The organism is Kitasatospora sp. NPDC048722, from assembly GCF_040650235.1.
Lineage (GTDB): Bacteria > Actinomycetota > Actinomycetes > Streptomycetales > Streptomycetaceae > Kitasatospora.
Map to the genome: position 1 here is coordinate 79,259 of NZ_JBEZGX010000008.1, position 14,796 is coordinate 94,054.

Here is a 14,796-nt window from a genome sequence, read left to right on the forward strand (position 1 = left end):
CCCAGCGGCCCCACTCAACCCCACGCGGCCCCAGGCGGCCCCGCTCAGCCCCGCCGGGCCGCCGGGATCGCCAGCAGCACGCCGAGCGCCATCAGCACCGCGTACCCGACCGTCTCGTGCCCGGCCGGGACGAGGAAGCGGACGAAGCCGAACAGCCGGAAGCCCCCGAGGTGGTCGGAGAGCAGGCCGGTCGCACCGCCGAGGATCAGGACGAAGCCGAGGTAGCCGAGCAGGGTCTTCATACCGGAAGCCTAGGAGCACCGCGGTCCCCGGTAAGTCCGACTTTCGGCGCGACTTCGGGCCACCAAAGTCGCGCCGACCCGCGCGGGAAGGCCTTGCGCAGTACCTGCGCGGGCCGGACACCGGACGGAGCAGCAGGCACGGCGGCCCGGCGGCGGCGCGGGTACGTTCGCGGTGTGCAGCAGATGTCACCGCATGCGGGCAGGCTGGCCGCGGCCTCCGCCGTGTCCCTCCTCGTGCTCGTCGCGACCGCCCCGGCCGCGGCCGGACAGGACTCCGCCTCCGTCGTCGGCGGCGAGCGGCTCGGCCGCCCCGCCGTCCAGGTCGCCCCGCTCGCCGGCGCCCCCGCACTCCCCACCGCGCTCAGCGGGCGTTCCTGGCTGGTCGCCGACGCCGGCACGGGCGAGGTGCTCGCCGCCCAGAACGCCCACCTGCCGCTGCCCCCGGCCAGCACGCTGAAGATGCTGTTCGCGGACACCGTCATGACGAAGTTCGACCGCGCCGACGTCCACCAGGTGACCCAGGCCGAGCTGGCCGACCTCGGCGTCGGGAGCAGCCTCGTCGGCGTCAAGGAGAACCTGCCCTACCGCGTCGAGGACCTCTGGCGGGGCGTCTTCCTCAGCTCCGGCAACGACGCCGTCCACGTGCTCGCCCACATGAACGGCGGCATCGCGCGGACCGTCGCCGAGATGCAGGCCCGCGCGAACACCCTCCAGGCCCGCGACACCAAGGTCGTCTCGCCCGACGGCTACGACATGGACGGGCAGGTCTCCTCCGCCTACGACCTCACCCTGTTCGCGCGGGCCGGGCTGCGCATCCCCGACTTCCGCTCCTACTGCTCGACCCGCACGGCCCACTTCCCCGGCGGGCTGGACAAGGTCACCGGGCAGCGCACCAGCTTCGACATCGCCAACACCGACCGGCTGCTGGGCAAGTACCCGGGCCTGATCGGCGTCAAGAACGGCTACACCACCAACGCGGGCGCCACCTTCACCGGCGCCGCCGAACGCGACGGCCGGACCCTCCTCGTGACGGTCATGCACCCCGAGGCCCAGGGCAAGGTGTACGACGAAGCGGCCAGCCTGCTCGACTGGGGCTTCGCGGCCGCCGGCAAGGTGCAGCCGGTCGGCCAACTCGTCGACGACACCGCACCGGTGACCGCGCCGGACGCTCCGGACGCACCCGGCACCCCGGCGGGCACCGCCCCTGCCGCAGGGGCCCGGCCGCACGCCGCTCAGGACGAGGGCCACGACCTCGGCCCCGCCGCCTGGACGGCCGCCGCCCTCGGCGCGGCCCTCGTCCTGTGGGCGGCGGGCCGCACGGCCGCGCGCCGCCGCCGCGGCGCGGTCGCCCAAGCCACCGACACCGCCACCGCCACCGCCAAACCGGCCGCCCCGGCAGCCCCGAGCACCCAGGGCTCCACCGGCACCGGCCGCCGCCGTCTGGCCCGCCGCACCCGCGCCCTCGTCCACGCCGCCCGCACCCGCCGCTGAGCAGCGGCGATCCCCCGCCCTAGACTTCCGGCATGACCACCCCTGACCCCGCTTCGCGGGACCGGCTCGCCCGGATCGTCGAGCTGTCCTCCGGGAGCTACCTGCTCGTCACCACCTACAAGAAGGACGGCACCGCCGTGCCGACCCCGGTCTGGGTGGTCCGCGACGGCGACGCGCTCGGCGTCTGGACCGTCGCGGACTCCTGGAAGGTCAAACGGATCCGCAACCGCGCGGACGTCCTCGTCGGCCCCTGCGACGTCAAGGGCCGCCCCACCGGCGACCAGTACCCCGCCACCGCCGAACTCCTCGGCCCCGAGCGGACCGCCGCCTACCGCACGCTGCTGCGCCAGAAGTACGGCCTGCTGGGCGTGCTCACCCTGCTCGGCAGCCGCATCCGGCGCGGCGAGCGCGGCACGGTCGGGATCCGGATCACCCTGACCGACTGAGCCGCGCCCGGGGTCTGTCCTCACACCCCCGCCGTCCGTCCGGCAGTCGGGGGTGTGAGGACAGACCCCGTGGGTGCGGGTCCGCGAGAACGCCGGGGCAGGCCGACGACCGTCGGGCTCCGGGCCGAAACCGCTCCTCCGGCGCAGCCGCTCGGATTCGAGGGCCGCTTCGAGAAGGTCCCCGACGGTGACGGGCGGGCCGTCGCCGAGGTGGGTGAAAGACGACGCCCGGCGGGCGGCACGATCTCCGGGACGCAGGTCGAGACGCGGTGGACGCGGCCGCCGGTCTCGTCGATGCGGGTGTGCACGGGCCGCTCCCCTCGTGGGTGCGACCGCTGGGCGGACCCGGCGTGGCAGGCTTGCGGGTCATGGGTGACAACGCGGTGCCACTGCTGGTCGTGGACGGTGCGAACGTCGTCGGATCGGTGCCCGACGGTTGGTGGCGGGACCGGCGCGGGGCGGCCGAGCGGCTGCGCGACGCGCTGGTCGCCGTCGCCGGGCGGGGGCTGCCGGGGCGGGACGGGCCACTGGACGTGGTGCTGGTGGTCGAGGGCGCGGCGCGCGGCGTCGCGCAGGTGCCCGGGGTCCGGGTGGTCGCCGCCGCCGGGAGCGGCGACGACCTGATCGTCGAGGTCGTCCGGGCGGCCAGGGCCGAGCGGCCTGACCGGGACTGCCTGGTCGTCACCGCCGACCGCGAACTGCGGGCCCGGGTCGGCGCGCTCGGCGCCGAAGTCACCGGACCCCGTTCCGTACGGCCCTGAGCGGCCGGCCGGTCAGTACTGGACGGCCTTCACCACCACCGGGAGCAGCCGCTGGTCGGTGCGGCTGCTGAACGCCACGGGGGACGCCTTCTCGTTGCTCGGGACGTTCTCGGCGCCCACGACGGTGGTCTCGACGGTCTTGCCGTTGGTGTCGGTGAAGTCGACCTGCACGGCGTAGGAGGCCGTGTCCAGGCCGTCGTTGCTGATGGTCACGACGGCGGCCGGCAGGCCGCCGGTGACCGCGAGCGGGACGCCGGTGATCGTGACCGCGCCGAGGGCGTTGCCGCCGTTGGGGACCAGGGCGAGGGCGGAGACGGCCTTGTCGTGGGCCATCGCCTGCTGGGCGGAGACGGAGGCGGCGAACGCGGCCGCCGCCGCGGCCGAGGAGGCGGCCGCCTCGGGCCCGGGGGACGGCGAACCGCTCGCCGCGGGCGAGGCGGACTCGGTGGCCGCGGCCGACCCGGCGGGGGACGGCCCCGAGGTGCGGGAGATCGACGGGTTGGTCGACGAGCTGCTGCACGCCGCCGCCAGGACGCCCCCGGCGGCCAGCATCGCGGTCAGGGCGACCATGCGGGGGGCCGTCCGGCGGCGGGGGCCCGGGTGGGTGTGGAGTTCGCGCACGGCAGGTTGCCTCTTCTCGCTCGGCGTGTCCTGCACCCCATGCTTCGGGGCGCGGCGGCGGGACGGCGAGACCTGCACGCCCGTTCGAGTGGACCTGCGGCTGCTCCCGGGCCGGCCGGCTCCACCCCCGTTCCGGCGACGGGACCGGGGCGTCCCGGGCGGTTTCCGCGGAGTTCGGACCGTACGGGAACCACTCCGGTCCGCCGTCCGACTGGTGGGGGGTGAGTGCGAAGTCGCCGGGAGTCCGGCCGTTGAGTGTGCTGGCGGGGTTCGCCCTGCTGCTGGTGGTGGTGTTCGTGGTGGCGTACGCCGTGGGCCGTCAGGCAGGGCCGGTGTCGCCGGGGCTGACGCCCGGGGTCGGGGGCGGCGGCTCGCCCGGGATGTCCGGGCACGACATGGGAGGCATGCGGTGAGCGCGGTCGCGGGGGCCGGCGCCGGGGCGCTGGTGAGCACCGACCTGGCGGTCGGCGGGATGACCTGCGCGGCGTGCGTGGGCCGGGTGGAGAAGCGGCTGGCGAAGATCGAGGGCGTGTCGGCCGGGGTGAACCTGGCCACCGGCCGGGCTCGGGTGCTGCACCCGGCCGGCGTGGCCGTCGAGGAGCTCGTGGCGGCCGTCGAACGGGCGGGCTACACGGCCGAGTCGGTGGCGGCCGGGGCGGCCGTCGGCCCGGCGGAGGAGGAGCCGGACGGGCGGTGGCGGCTGCTGGTGACGGCGCTGCCGGCCGTGCCCGTGCTGGTGCTGTCGATGGTGCCGTCGCTGCAGTTCCCGGCGTGGCAGTGGGTGTGCTTCGGGCTGGCCGTGCCGGTGGTGACGTGGGGTTCGGCGGGCTTCCACCGGCGGGCGTGGCAGGGGCTGCGGCACGCGGCGGCGACGATGGACACGCTGGTGAGCCTCGGTGTGCTGGCGTCCTTCGGCTGGTCGGCGTACGCCCTGCTGGTCGGCGGGGCGGGTGCCACCGGCATGCGGATGCCGTTCTCGCTGACGGCCGGCGGCGGCGCGGCGCACGTGTACCTGGAGGCCGCCGTCGGCGTGCCGCTGTTCGTGCTGGCCGGGCGGCTGCTGGAGGGCCGGGTGCGGCGGCGCGGCGGTTCGGCGCTGCGGGCGCTGGCCGAGCTGGGCGCGAAGGAGGTGTGCGTCCGGGAGGGCGGCGGGGAACGGCTGGTGCCGATCGGACTGCTGTTGCCGGGCCAGGAGTTCGTGGTGCGGCCGGGTGAGCGGGTGGCCACCGACGGGGTGGTGGTCGAGGGCGGTTCGGCGCTCGACCTGAGCCTGCTGACCGGCGAGAGCGCGCCGGTCGAGGTCGGCCCGGGGGACCGGGTGGCGGGCGCGACGGTGAACGTCGGCGGCGTGCTCGTGGTGCGGGCGACGGCGGTCGGCGCGGACACCCAGCTCGCCCGGATCACCGCCCTGGTGGCCGACGCCCAGGCGGGCAAGGCGCGGGCGCAGCGGCTCGCGGACGCGGTGGCCGGGGTGTTCGTGCCGTGCGTGCTGGCGGTCGCGGTGAGCGTGCTGGGCTTCTGGCTGGGCGCGGGCGCGGCCCCGCAGGCGGCGGTGACGGCGGCGGTCGCGGTGCTCGTGGTGGCCTGCCCGTGTGCGCTCGGGCTCGCGACCCCGACGGCGCTGCTCGCGGCGACCGGGCGGGGCGCGGAGCTCGGCGTGCTGGTGCGCGGGCCCGAGGTGCTGGAGAGCCTGCGGCGGGTCGACACCGTGGTGCTGGACAAGACCGGGACGCTGACCACCGGGCGGATGCGGCTCGCGGCGGTCACGACGGCGGGTGCCGAGGACGCGTTCGAGGACGAGGCGCTGCGGCTGGCCGGTGCGGTGGAGCACCGGTCGGAGCACCCGATCGGGCGGGCCGTCGCGGCGGCGGCCCGGGAGCGGTGCGGCGAACTGCCGCCGGTGAGCGGCTTCCGGGCGACAGCCGGGGTCGGGGTGGCCGGGACGGTCGAGGGGCGGGCGGTGCGAGTGGTCCGTCCGGACGCCGTCGACCTCCCGCCGGAGCTCGCGGAGGCGGTCGCGGAGGCCGGCCGGGCGGGCCGTACGGCCGTGGTCGTGGAGCTGGACGGACGGGCGGCTGCCGTCCTGGCCGTCGGCGACACCGTGCGCTCCGGCAGCTGGCGCGCGCTGCACCGGCTGCGCGGGATGGGCCTGGAGACCGTCCTCCTCACCGGCGACGGCCCCGGCGCGGCCCGGGCGGTGGCGGACGAGCTCGGTATCGAGCGGGTGCACGCCTCGGCCTCGCCCGAGCGCAAGGCCGAGGTGGTGGCCGAACTGAAGGCCGCCGGGCGGACGACGGCGGTGGTCGGCGACGGCGTCAACGACGCGGTGGCGCTGGCCTCGGCGGACCTCGGGGTCGCGCTGGCCTCGGGCAGCGACGCCGCGATCGGCGCGGCCGGGCTCACGCTGGTGCGCGGCGACATCGAGGCGGTGGTGGACGCCGTCCGCCTGGCCCGGCGCACGCTGGGCACGATCCGGGCGAACCTGCTGTGGGCGTTCGGCTACAACGTCGTGCTCATCCCGCTGGCGGCCGTCGGGCTGCTGAACCCGATGCTGGCGGCGGTCGCGATGTCGCTCAGCTCACTGCTCGTGGTGGGCAACAGCCTGCGGCTGCGCACGTGGCAGCCCGGACGCGGCAACTCCCGGAAGGGGGACCAGCGGTGATGATCGAGCGGCTCAAGGCGGTCGGCCCGCCCGTCGGAGCCGCGGTGCTGGCGCTCGCCCTGCTGAGCGGCTGGACGGCGGTCGGCGGCGCCGGGCGTCCCCGGCCGGTCGAGGCCGCCGGGGACGGGTGGGTGCTGCTGCCGACGGCGGGGGCGGCGCCGGCCACGACGGCGTTCTTCACGATCCGCAACCCCGGCGACGTACCGGACGAACTGACCGGTGCGAGCTGGGAGTTCGGCGGTCCGATCACGCTGAAGCGGCACCTGCACCAGGGCGCCGCCGGGCGGTGGGAGGCCGTGACCGCGCTGCCGGTGCCGGCGCGCGGCGAGCTGGTGCTGTCCCCGGAGGACTCCGACCTGATGATGGCCGCCCCGCCGCCGCTGCGGGCGGGCCGGTGGGTGGACTTCACCCTCACGTTCCGGCACAGCCCGGAGCTCCGGCTCAAGGCCCAGGTGCGGCCGCCGGGCTCACGGCCGTGACCGAGGGGTCGGCGGGCCGCGGCCCGCCGACCCTGTCCGGCATCACCCGTGCGGGACGACCGCCACCGGCGCCTTGGCGTGGTGCAGCACCGCGTGCGCGATGCGGCCGAGGCGCGGGCCGAGTTCGACCCTGCGGCGCCTGCGGCCCACCACCACCAGCGCCGCGCCCGCCGAGGCCTCGACGAGCGCCCCGGCCGCGCCCAGCCGGACCTCCTCGACCACCTCCACGTGGGGGTGCAGCTCCCGCTGCCCGGCCAGGGCGAGGGAGAGCATCTTCTCCTCCATCGCCTCCAGTTGGGAGATCTCCGCGGCCTGCGGCACCCAGCCGGCGTACGCGAACACCGGCGGCAGGTCCCAGCCGTGCACCGCCCGCACCCGGACCCTGCGCCGGGCGGCCTCGGCGAACGCGAAGCCGAGTACGCCCTCGTCCGGTTCCTGGGCGTCGACGCCGACCACGACGTCCGCCCCGCCCGCCCCCGCCTGCTGCTCGCGCACCACGACCACCGGCACGCTGCTGCGCGCCGCCACGGCCATGCCTACGGACCCGAGCATCAGCCCGGTGAAGCCCCCGAGCCCGCGCGAGCCGACCACGAGCAGGCCGGCGTCCTCGGCGGCGGCGACCAGGCCGTCGACGGGCGCGTCGAGCACGACGTCCGTCCGCACGTCGAGGCCAGGGTGGGCGGCGCGCAGCTCGGCGGCGGCGTCGGCGAGGACGCGCTCGGCGGCGGCCGGCAGGTGGTCCGGCTCGGCCATGGCGTTGCGGCCGTCGGTGAGCCACGGCCAGGCGTGCACCAGGCGCAGCGGCACCCCGCGGCGCTCCGCCTCCCCGGCGGCCCAGCGGGCGGCGGCGGTGCTGCCGGTCGAGCCGTCGACCCCGACGAGTACGAGTGGCGTCATGGCAAGGGGTCCTTCCCTCGGTGGCCGTTGCCGGACGGTGGGTGTGCTGACGTTCCGTCCGTTGCTCCCCCACCCTCTCCGGCCGCGCCGCCCGTGCGGCAGAGGCCGCAGGACCCCCGCGGACGGGACGAAAGGCCCGCCCGACGGAGCCTACGGGCGACCCCGGGGTGCGGCGGGGCGACACCCGGGCACTACGGTGAATCCGACGGTCCTCCCGGTCAGGGCGCTTCTGGCCTGGGGTGCGGCGGGCAACTGGAGGAGTACGGGTGGGCGGCGCGAAGGGGACCCCGGCGGACGGCACCCCCGCGGCCGGCGGCGCGCGGATGCCCCGGCTGCGGCTGGACGAGCTGCTGGAGGAGCTCCAGTGGCGCATCGACGCGGCCCGCGGCACCCAGGACCGCGTGCACAGCCTGCTGGAGGCGGTGCTCGCGGTCGGCCGGGAGCTGGACCTCGCCCAGGCGCTGCACCGGATCGTCGAGGCCGCCGCCGACCTGGTGGACGCCCGCTACGCCGCGCTCGGCGTGATCGGCGCGGACGGGCACTCGCTGTCGCAGTTCCTCACGGTCGGGATGACGCACGGGGAGATCGCCGAGATCGGCCCGCCGCCGTCCGGCCGGGGCATCCTCGGCGAGCTGATCCGCGACCCGCGCCCGCTGCGCTGCCCGATGCTGTCGGACCACCCGGCCTCCGCCGGATTCCCGCCCGGCCACCCGCCGATGACCACCTTCCTCGGGGTGCCGGTGCGGGTGCGCGGCGAGGTGTTCGGGAACCTGTACCTCACGGACAAGCGCGGCGGCCTGGACTTCGACGCGGACGACGAGGCGGTGATCTCGACGCTGGCCGTCGCGGCCGGGGTCGCGATCGACAACGCGCGGCTGTACGAGGAGGCGCAGCGCCAGCAGCGCTGGCTGCGGGCGAGCGCGGAGATCACCCGGAGCCTGCTGTCCGGCGCGCCGCGCCTGGCGGTGGTGGAGCTGATCGCCCGCCGGGCGCGGGAGATCGCCGGCGCCGAGCTGGCGGACGTGTCGATGGCGCTGGCCGAGCCGGGCGAGCGGGCGCAGGAGCTGGCGGTCGAGGTCGCGCTGGGCGGCACGCCGACCGAGCGGCTCGGGGTCACGGTGCCGGTGGCCGGCACCTTGTCGGGGGCGGCGTACGCGTCCGGTTCGCCGGTGACCAGTGGCGAGCTGGCCTGCGACGGACGGTACCCGGCGGGCCCGGCCGGGCGGTTCGACGGGCTCGGGCCGGCGGTCGCGGTGCCGCTGGGCACCGGCTCGGGGTACGGGCGGGGCGTGCTGCTGCTCGCGCGGGCGGCCGGGCAGCCGGCCTTCAGCGCGGCCGAGACGGGCCCGCTGCTGGGCTTCGCGGACCAGGCCGCCCTGGCCCTCGAACTGGCCGAACGGCGACGCGACGCCGAGCAGTTGACGCTGCTGGAGGATCGCGACCGGATCGCCCGGGACCTGCACGACCTGGCGATCCAGCGGCTGTTCGCGACCGGGATGACGCTGCAGAGCGCGGGCCGGCTGATCGACAGCCCGGCGGCGGCCGACCGGGTCGGGCGGGCGGTCGCGGACCTGGACGAGACCATCAAGATCATCCGTTCGACGATCTTCGGCCTGCGGGCCCACGGCGAGCCCGACCGCGGCCTGCGCGCGCGCACCACGCGCGCCGTCACCGAGGCACAGGCGACGCTCGGCTTCCCGCCGCGGCTGAGCATGGAGGGCCTCCTCGACACCGACGTGTCGCAGGAGCTGGCCGAGCACGTGGTGGCGGTGCTCGGCGAGGCGCTGAGCAACGCCGCCCGGCACGCCGGCGCGAGCCGGGTCGAGGTGACGCTGCGCGCGGTCGCCGGGCGGGTCTCGCTGACCGTCGTGGACGACGGCACGGGCCTGCCGGAGGGCGGCCGGCGCAGCGGGCTGCGCAACCTCGCCGAGCGGGCCGAGCGGGTGGGGGGCACCTTCGAGGCGAGCACGGCCGAGGGCGGCGGAACCCGGCTCGTGTGGTCGGCCCCCCTGGCTTCCTGACGCCCCGTCGGATCGGTGACGCTCCGTCACCGCGCCACCACTCCCCGGTCGCCCGGCCGAGACCTTCCCCGCCCGAACCACCGAAGTGCCGGGTGCGGATTCACAGTTCGCCCACACCCTCCTGGAAGAACATTCCCAACGGACATTGTCCCCACGCATGTTCGAAGGTAGAGTCGCCGTTCGCCGAGCACGGATGAGCACTTCTCAGCGTCATTTGGGGCGGGCATGTCAAATATTCGCGGTACCCTCCAGGTCGCCCCCGACCTGTTCGACGTGTTCACCGAAATGGCACGTCGATATCCCGACCGTCCGGCGATCGTCCACCGTGGACGCGCCCTGACCTACCGCCGGCTCCACGAGTCGGCGAACGCCCTGGCCATGCGCCTGGGCGCCGATCCGGGCACGGTCGCCGTACCGGCCGTGCACACACCGGAAACCGTTGTCGCGCTGCTCGGCGTCCTCGCCGCCGGCGGCACCTATTGCCCGGTCGATCCGGCATTTCCGGGGCCTCGCCAGGAGGCCATGACAGCCGCCGCCGAGTGCCGCTCGGCGATCGTCACCGGAACCGCCCTCTCACCCCGAGTCGGGCTTGCTTCGGTCGAGTTACCGCAGGCCCCGGAATTCCCCGGGGACCCGCCGGAGCCGGGCTCCGCACCACGCGCCGAGAGCGCCGCCGAGGACGCCGGGGAACGGCCGGCCTACATTCTCTTCACGTCGGGTTCGACCGGGCAGCCGAAACCCGTCGTCACTCCCCGTCGCGCCCTCGCGGCGACGGTCCCCTCCCTGCGCGAGCTGTTCGGCCTCACGCCGGACGACCGCGTGCTCCAGTTCGCCTCCCTCAACTGGGACACCTGCTTCGAGGAGATCCTGCCGACCCTCGCCACCGGCGCCGCGCTGATCGTCGACCCCGACGCGCACAGCGGCTCGTTCCCCCGCTTCCTGCGGATGGTCGAGCGCGAACGCGTCACCGTCCTCGACCTGCCGACCGCCTTCTGGCACGAACTCGTGCTCCACCTCGCCGAGGACCGACTCACCCTGCCGGAGTGCGTGCGGCTGCTGGTGATCGGCGGCGAGGCGGCCAACCCCGCCCGGCTGGCCGACTGGAGCCGCCTGGACACCGGGCGACTCCGGCTGCTCAACACCTACGGCAGCACCGAGACCACCATGATCACGCACGCCGTGGACCTGCACGGCCCGCTCGCCCCCCGCCGCGCGTGGGACGGCACCGCGCGGGCGCCGATCGGGCGGGCACTCCCCCATGTGCGCGAACGCATCGGCGAAGACGGCGAGTTGATGATCGGCGGGCCGGCCGTCGCCCTCGGCTACCGCGGCCTGCCCCAGGCCACCGCGGCACGTTTCACCACCGCCGACGGCGAGCGCTGGTACCGCACCGGCGACCGCGTCGCCGCCGCGCCCGACGGCGTCCTCTCCCACGAGGGGCGCCTGGACGGCGAGGTGAAGGTCCGCGGCGTCCGGGTCGACCCGGCCGAGGTCGAGACCCACCTGGCCGCCCACCCCGGCGTGTCGGCCGCGGCCGTCACCGCGGCGACCCTCGCGGGACGCCCGGCCCTCGTCGCCTACGTCGTGCCGCGGCCCCACGCCGACAGCACCACCCTCGACACCGAACTACTGGCCCACCTGCGGGAACGCGTGCCCGGCCACCTCGTGCCCAGCCGGGTGACCCTCGTGCCCCGGCTCGTCCTCACCGCGAGCGGCAAGGTCGACCGCGCCGGCTGCCACCGCCGGTACGCCGCCTAGCGGCGTCGCCGCACAGGTCCAGGCACCAGCCACTCCCACGACCAGGTCGAAGGAGACCTCCATTGAGCGTCGACACCACCATCCCGGCCACGCCCGACGACGTCGTGGCCATCTTCCGGCGCGTCCTCCAACGCGACGACGTCACGGCCGACTCCGACTTCTTCCAGCTCGGCGGCGACTCGCTGATCGCCACCCGGGTGCTCAGCGCCGTCGCGCGGGGCCACGGCGTCGAACTGACCTTCGAGGAGTTCCTGGCCGAGCCCACCCCGGCCGGCCTCGCCGGGAGAATCACGGGGGCGGTGTGACTCCCCGGGCCGCCGTCGTCGTCGGCGCCGGCCTCGCCGGGCTCACCGCCGCCAACGGCCTTGCGGAACAAGGGATCGACGTCACCGTCCTGGAGGCCCGGGACCGCGTCGGCGGGCGCACGCACGGCATCGAGGTCGCCCCCGGCCGGTGGATCGACGGCGGGGCCGCCTACCTCGGCGACCGGCACACCGAACTGCTCTCCCTCATCGACGAGTTGGGCCTCAAAACCACGCCGACGACGATGCTCGGCGCCAGCCGCTTCGCCCTGGGCGGCGAACACGCCACCCGGGACGGCCGGTTCCCACCGCTGAACGCCGTCGCACTCGGCGACCTCTTCGAGCAGCTGGACGAACTCACCTCCGCCGTGAGGCCAGAGGCGCCCTGGCTCACCCCCGGCGCCGAGCAGCTGGACACCCTCACCGCCGCCGAGTGGGCCGAGCAGCACCTCGCCCATCCCGACGCCCGGCTCTTCTTCCCGCTCTTCCTCGGCGAGATGATGGCCGCCGACCCGGCCGACCTCTCCGTCCTGCACATGGCGTTCTACCTGCGCTCCGGCGGCGGGCTGCGCTACCTCAACGCGTTCGAGGGCGGTGCCCAGCAGGACCGGATCGCCGGTGGCGCGCACCAGGTGTGCGAGCGGCTGGCCGACCGGCTCGGCTCCCGGGTGCGGCTGGGCGAACCCGTCCGGGCCGTGCACCAGGACGCGCACGGGGTCACCGTCCGCACCGATCACGGGAGTTACCGCGCGGACGTCGCCGTGCTGGCGCTGCCGCCACTGCTCGCCGACGCGATCGAGCACCGCCCCGGGCCGCCGCCGCACCGGGCCGGCGAGCGCACCTCGCGCGGCTGCGCGATCAAGGCGAGCCTGGTCTACCCCGCGCCGCTGTGGCGCGACCACGGCCTGTCCGGCTGGTCGGTCAACGCCCGCGGCCCGCTGCTCTCCACCGTGGACGACACCCCGCCCGAGGGCGGACCGGGCGTCCTCACCGGCTTCGTCACCGGCGCCGAGGCGCACCGCTTCGCCGCCCTCGGCCCCGAGGAACAGCGCGAGGCGGCCGTCCGGCAGGCCGCGCAGCTGTTCCCCATGCTCCCCGAGCCCCTCGCCTGCCACCTCACCGACTGGGTCAACGAACCGTACAGCCAGGGCTGTTACGCCGCCCTGCTCGGCCCCGGCGACTGGCTCGCGCACGGCCCGGCGCTCACCGCCCCGCACGGCCGGGTGCACTTCGCCGGCACCGAGACCAGCACCGCCTACTTCGGACTCATGGAGGGCGCGATCCGCTCCGGCCACCGCGCCGCCACCGAAGTCCTCGCCCGGCCCTGATCCACACCCCCTCCGCCCGGCGCCGGCTCCACGAGAGCCGCGCGCCCGGCACCGCACGTCGGGAGACCGCCATGAACGACCACAGCTCCGTCGCCCCGCTCGCCGCCAGAGAGCGGCTGATGTCCGAACCCGCCCTCGGCGCGGGCAACTTCCTGGACCACGCCCTCGCGGCCAACCCGCACCGCGCGGTCCCGTTCGTCTTCACCCACCGCACCGACCACCGCGGCGAGGTCGTGCTGCGCGGCCACAGCCTGCTCGACCTCGCCGCCCTGCGCGACCGCTACGCCGCCTGGTACCACGCCAACGGCGTGCGCCCCGGCGAGCCGGTGGCGGTCGTCGTCGGCGAGGGTCTGGAGCCGCTGCTGCACTTCCTCGCGCTCACCGCGCTCGGCGCCGTCCCCGCGCTGGTCAACGACGCGCTGCGGCACGACGTGCTGGTCCGCTACCTCGACCACGTCGGCGTGGTCGGCGTCGTCGCGGACGACACCACCCGGCTCGCCGCCGCCTACCGCGAGGACCCGCAGCGCCGCCCACGCTTCCTCGCCCTCGCCGCCGAGGTGCGAGCGTTCGACGCCGACCGGGCCGGGCTGCCCGCGGCGTACCCGCACCGGCACGGCCCGGACGACGTCGTCGCGCTGATCCACTCCTCCGGCACCACCGGCACCCCGAAGTCCACGATGCTCTCCCACCGCGGGTTCTGGGACGGCAAGCAGCCGCGCATGGTCCGCTTCCCGGCCGAGCCGTACGACCGGCTGATGTCGCTCATGCCGCACACCCACGCGGGCGGCCTGAGCTACTTCCTCACGGCCGTCCTGCTCGGGCTGCCGACCGTCGTCATGGCGGACTGGCGGCGCGCGACCGTCGAGCCGGTCATGGAGGCGTTCCAGCCGACCATGGTCGCCTCCTTCCCGCGCACCTTCGTCGAGCTCGCGACCGGCGAACTGCCCGTGCGCGGGGCCGCGAAGGTGCACTCCTGGTTCAACACCGGCGACAGCGCCCACCACGGGCACATCCGCCGCCTGGTGACGCTCGGCGAGCGGCCGGCCGGGCTGATCCGGCCCTGGCTGCTGCCGCAGGAGCGGGCCGAGCAACCCGCCCTGCCCGGTTCGCAGTTCATCGACGGCCTGGGCTCCTCCGAGATGGGCATGGCGCTGTTCGGCCAGATCACCACGCCCGAGAGCGCCCGCGACGACCGCTGCGTCGGCAAGCCGCTGGAGGTCGTCGAGAAGGCCGCCGTGCTCGGCCTCGACGGCACCGAACTCCCGGACGGCGAGGTCGGGTTGCTGGGCGTCGTGGCCCCCTCGCTGACCCCCGGCTACTGGAACGACCCCCGGCTGACCGCCTCCTTCGAGCTGAACGGCTACTGGCTCACCGGCGACGTCGCCCGCCGCGACGCCGACGGCCGCTTCTACCACCTCGACCGGACGGTGGACGTCATCGACACCGCGGACGGCCCCGTCCACAGCCTTCCGGTCGAGGAGGTGCTGCTCGCCGACTGCGCCGACCTCGTGCGGGACTGCTCGGTGATCGGCGTGCCCGCCGAGCACGGCCAACTGCCGGTCGCGGTAGTTCAGTTGCAGGCGGACGTGGCGGACAGCAGCCCCGACGAGGTCCAGGCGGCCGCCAACCGGGCCCTGGCCGCCGCCGGGCTCGCCCCGCTCGCCGCCGTCCGGATCGCCCGGACGCCCGAGGACTTCCCGCTCGGACCCACCGGCAAGGTGCTCAAGCGCGAGCTGCGCACCCGGCACGCCGCCCTCCTCGCCCGCCCGTAGCCCGGCCATGGACCAC

At 75.9% G+C, this 14,796-nt stretch carries 14 protein-coding genes; 11 read left to right on the forward strand and 3 right to left on the reverse strand.

All coding sequences use genetic code 11. From position 1 onward, the window contains the following. Nucleotides 1-44: 44 nt before the first annotated feature. Nucleotides 45-242: a hypothetical protein gene (locus tag AB0C76_RS08935; RefSeq protein WP_359961877.1), complete on the reverse strand. Its 198-nt coding sequence runs from the start codon at nt 240-242 to the stop codon at nt 45-47. Nucleotides 243-425: 183 nt separating this feature from the next. Here AB0C76_RS08935 and AB0C76_RS08940 point away from each other — a divergent pair, with 183 nt between their 5' ends. The 3 genes from AB0C76_RS08940 (at nt 426) to AB0C76_RS08950 (ending at nt 2,940) form a co-directional block, all read left to right on the forward strand. After that, the gene (locus tag AB0C76_RS08940; RefSeq protein ID WP_359962128.1) at nt 426-1,733 is read left to right on the forward strand and encodes a D-alanyl-D-alanine carboxypeptidase; all 1,308 of its coding nucleotides are present in this window, start codon (nt 426-428) and stop codon (nt 1,731-1,733) included. 32 nt (nt 1,734-1,765) lie between these two features. After that, nucleotides 1,766-2,179 carry a PPOX class F420-dependent oxidoreductase gene (locus AB0C76_RS08945; RefSeq protein WP_359961879.1) on the forward strand — a complete coding sequence of 138 codons (414 nt, stop codon included), beginning with the start codon at nt 1,766-1,768 and terminating at the stop codon, nt 2,177-2,179. Nucleotides 2,180-2,547: 368 nt separating this feature from the next. Then, on the forward strand, nt 2,548-2,940 hold the full coding sequence (locus AB0C76_RS08950; protein WP_359961881.1) for an NTP pyrophosphohydrolase: 393 nt from the start codon (nt 2,548-2,550) through the stop codon (nt 2,938-2,940). A 12-nt stretch (nt 2,941-2,952) separates the two neighbouring features. On the opposite strand, the gene AB0C76_RS08955 is transcribed toward AB0C76_RS08950, so the two are convergent. Then, entirely contained in the window at nt 2,953-3,561 is a 609-nt protein-coding gene (locus AB0C76_RS08955) for a hypothetical protein (RefSeq protein WP_359961884.1), read from the reverse strand. 251 nt (nt 3,562-3,812) lie between these two features. On the opposite strand from AB0C76_RS08955, the gene AB0C76_RS08960 reads away from it, so the two are divergent. Genes AB0C76_RS08960 through AB0C76_RS08970 form a run of 3 tightly spaced genes read left to right on the forward strand, consistent with a single transcriptional unit; the run spans nt 3,813 to nt 6,702 of the window. Further along, on the forward strand, nt 3,813-3,974 hold the full coding sequence (locus AB0C76_RS08960) for a hypothetical protein (protein ID WP_359961887.1): 162 nt from the start codon (nt 3,813-3,815) through the stop codon (nt 3,972-3,974). Beyond that, on the forward strand, nt 3,971-6,223 hold the full coding sequence (locus AB0C76_RS08965; RefSeq protein ID WP_359961890.1) for a heavy metal translocating P-type ATPase: 2,253 nt from the start codon (nt 3,971-3,973) through the stop codon (nt 6,221-6,223). The genes AB0C76_RS08960 and AB0C76_RS08965 overlap by 4 nt, the downstream gene beginning before the upstream one ends. Next, complete coding sequence (locus AB0C76_RS08970; protein WP_359961892.1) at nt 6,223-6,702, forward strand: copper chaperone PCu(A)C; 480 nt, start codon at nt 6,223-6,225, stop codon at nt 6,700-6,702. Before AB0C76_RS08965 ends, AB0C76_RS08970 begins: the two co-directional genes overlap by 1 nt. A gap of 42 nt (nt 6,703-6,744) precedes the next feature. Here AB0C76_RS08970 and AB0C76_RS08975 read toward each other — a convergent pair whose 3' ends face one another. Continuing rightward, complete coding sequence (locus AB0C76_RS08975; protein WP_359961894.1) at nt 6,745-7,599, reverse strand: universal stress protein; 855 nt, start codon at nt 7,597-7,599, stop codon at nt 6,745-6,747. 323 nt (nt 7,600-7,922) lie between these two features. Here AB0C76_RS08975 and AB0C76_RS08980 point away from each other — a divergent pair, with 323 nt between their 5' ends. The 5 genes from AB0C76_RS08980 (at nt 7,923) to AB0C76_RS09000 (ending at nt 14,780) form a co-directional block, all read left to right on the forward strand. After that, the gene (locus AB0C76_RS08980) at nt 7,923-9,620 is read left to right on the forward strand and encodes a GAF domain-containing sensor histidine kinase (RefSeq protein ID WP_359962131.1); all 1,698 of its coding nucleotides are present in this window, start codon (nt 7,923-7,925) and stop codon (nt 9,618-9,620) included. 225 nt (nt 9,621-9,845) lie between these two features. Further along, the gene (locus AB0C76_RS08985) at nt 9,846-11,378 is read left to right on the forward strand and encodes an amino acid adenylation domain-containing protein (RefSeq protein ID WP_359961897.1); all 1,533 of its coding nucleotides are present in this window, start codon (nt 9,846-9,848) and stop codon (nt 11,376-11,378) included. A 62-nt stretch (nt 11,379-11,440) separates the two neighbouring features. Continuing rightward, complete coding sequence (locus tag AB0C76_RS08990; RefSeq protein WP_359961900.1) at nt 11,441-11,683, forward strand: phosphopantetheine-binding protein; 243 nt, start codon at nt 11,441-11,443, stop codon at nt 11,681-11,683. Further along, nucleotides 11,680-13,008: a flavin monoamine oxidase family protein gene (locus AB0C76_RS08995; protein ID WP_359961903.1), complete on the forward strand. Its 1,329-nt coding sequence runs from the start codon at nt 11,680-11,682 to the stop codon at nt 13,006-13,008. Before AB0C76_RS08990 ends, AB0C76_RS08995 begins: the two co-directional genes overlap by 4 nt. Before the next feature lie 71 nt (nt 13,009-13,079). Continuing rightward, on the forward strand, nt 13,080-14,780 hold the full coding sequence (locus tag AB0C76_RS09000; protein WP_359961906.1) for a class I adenylate-forming enzyme family protein: 1,701 nt from the start codon (nt 13,080-13,082) through the stop codon (nt 14,778-14,780). Nucleotides 14,781-14,796 lie beyond the last annotated feature (16 nt).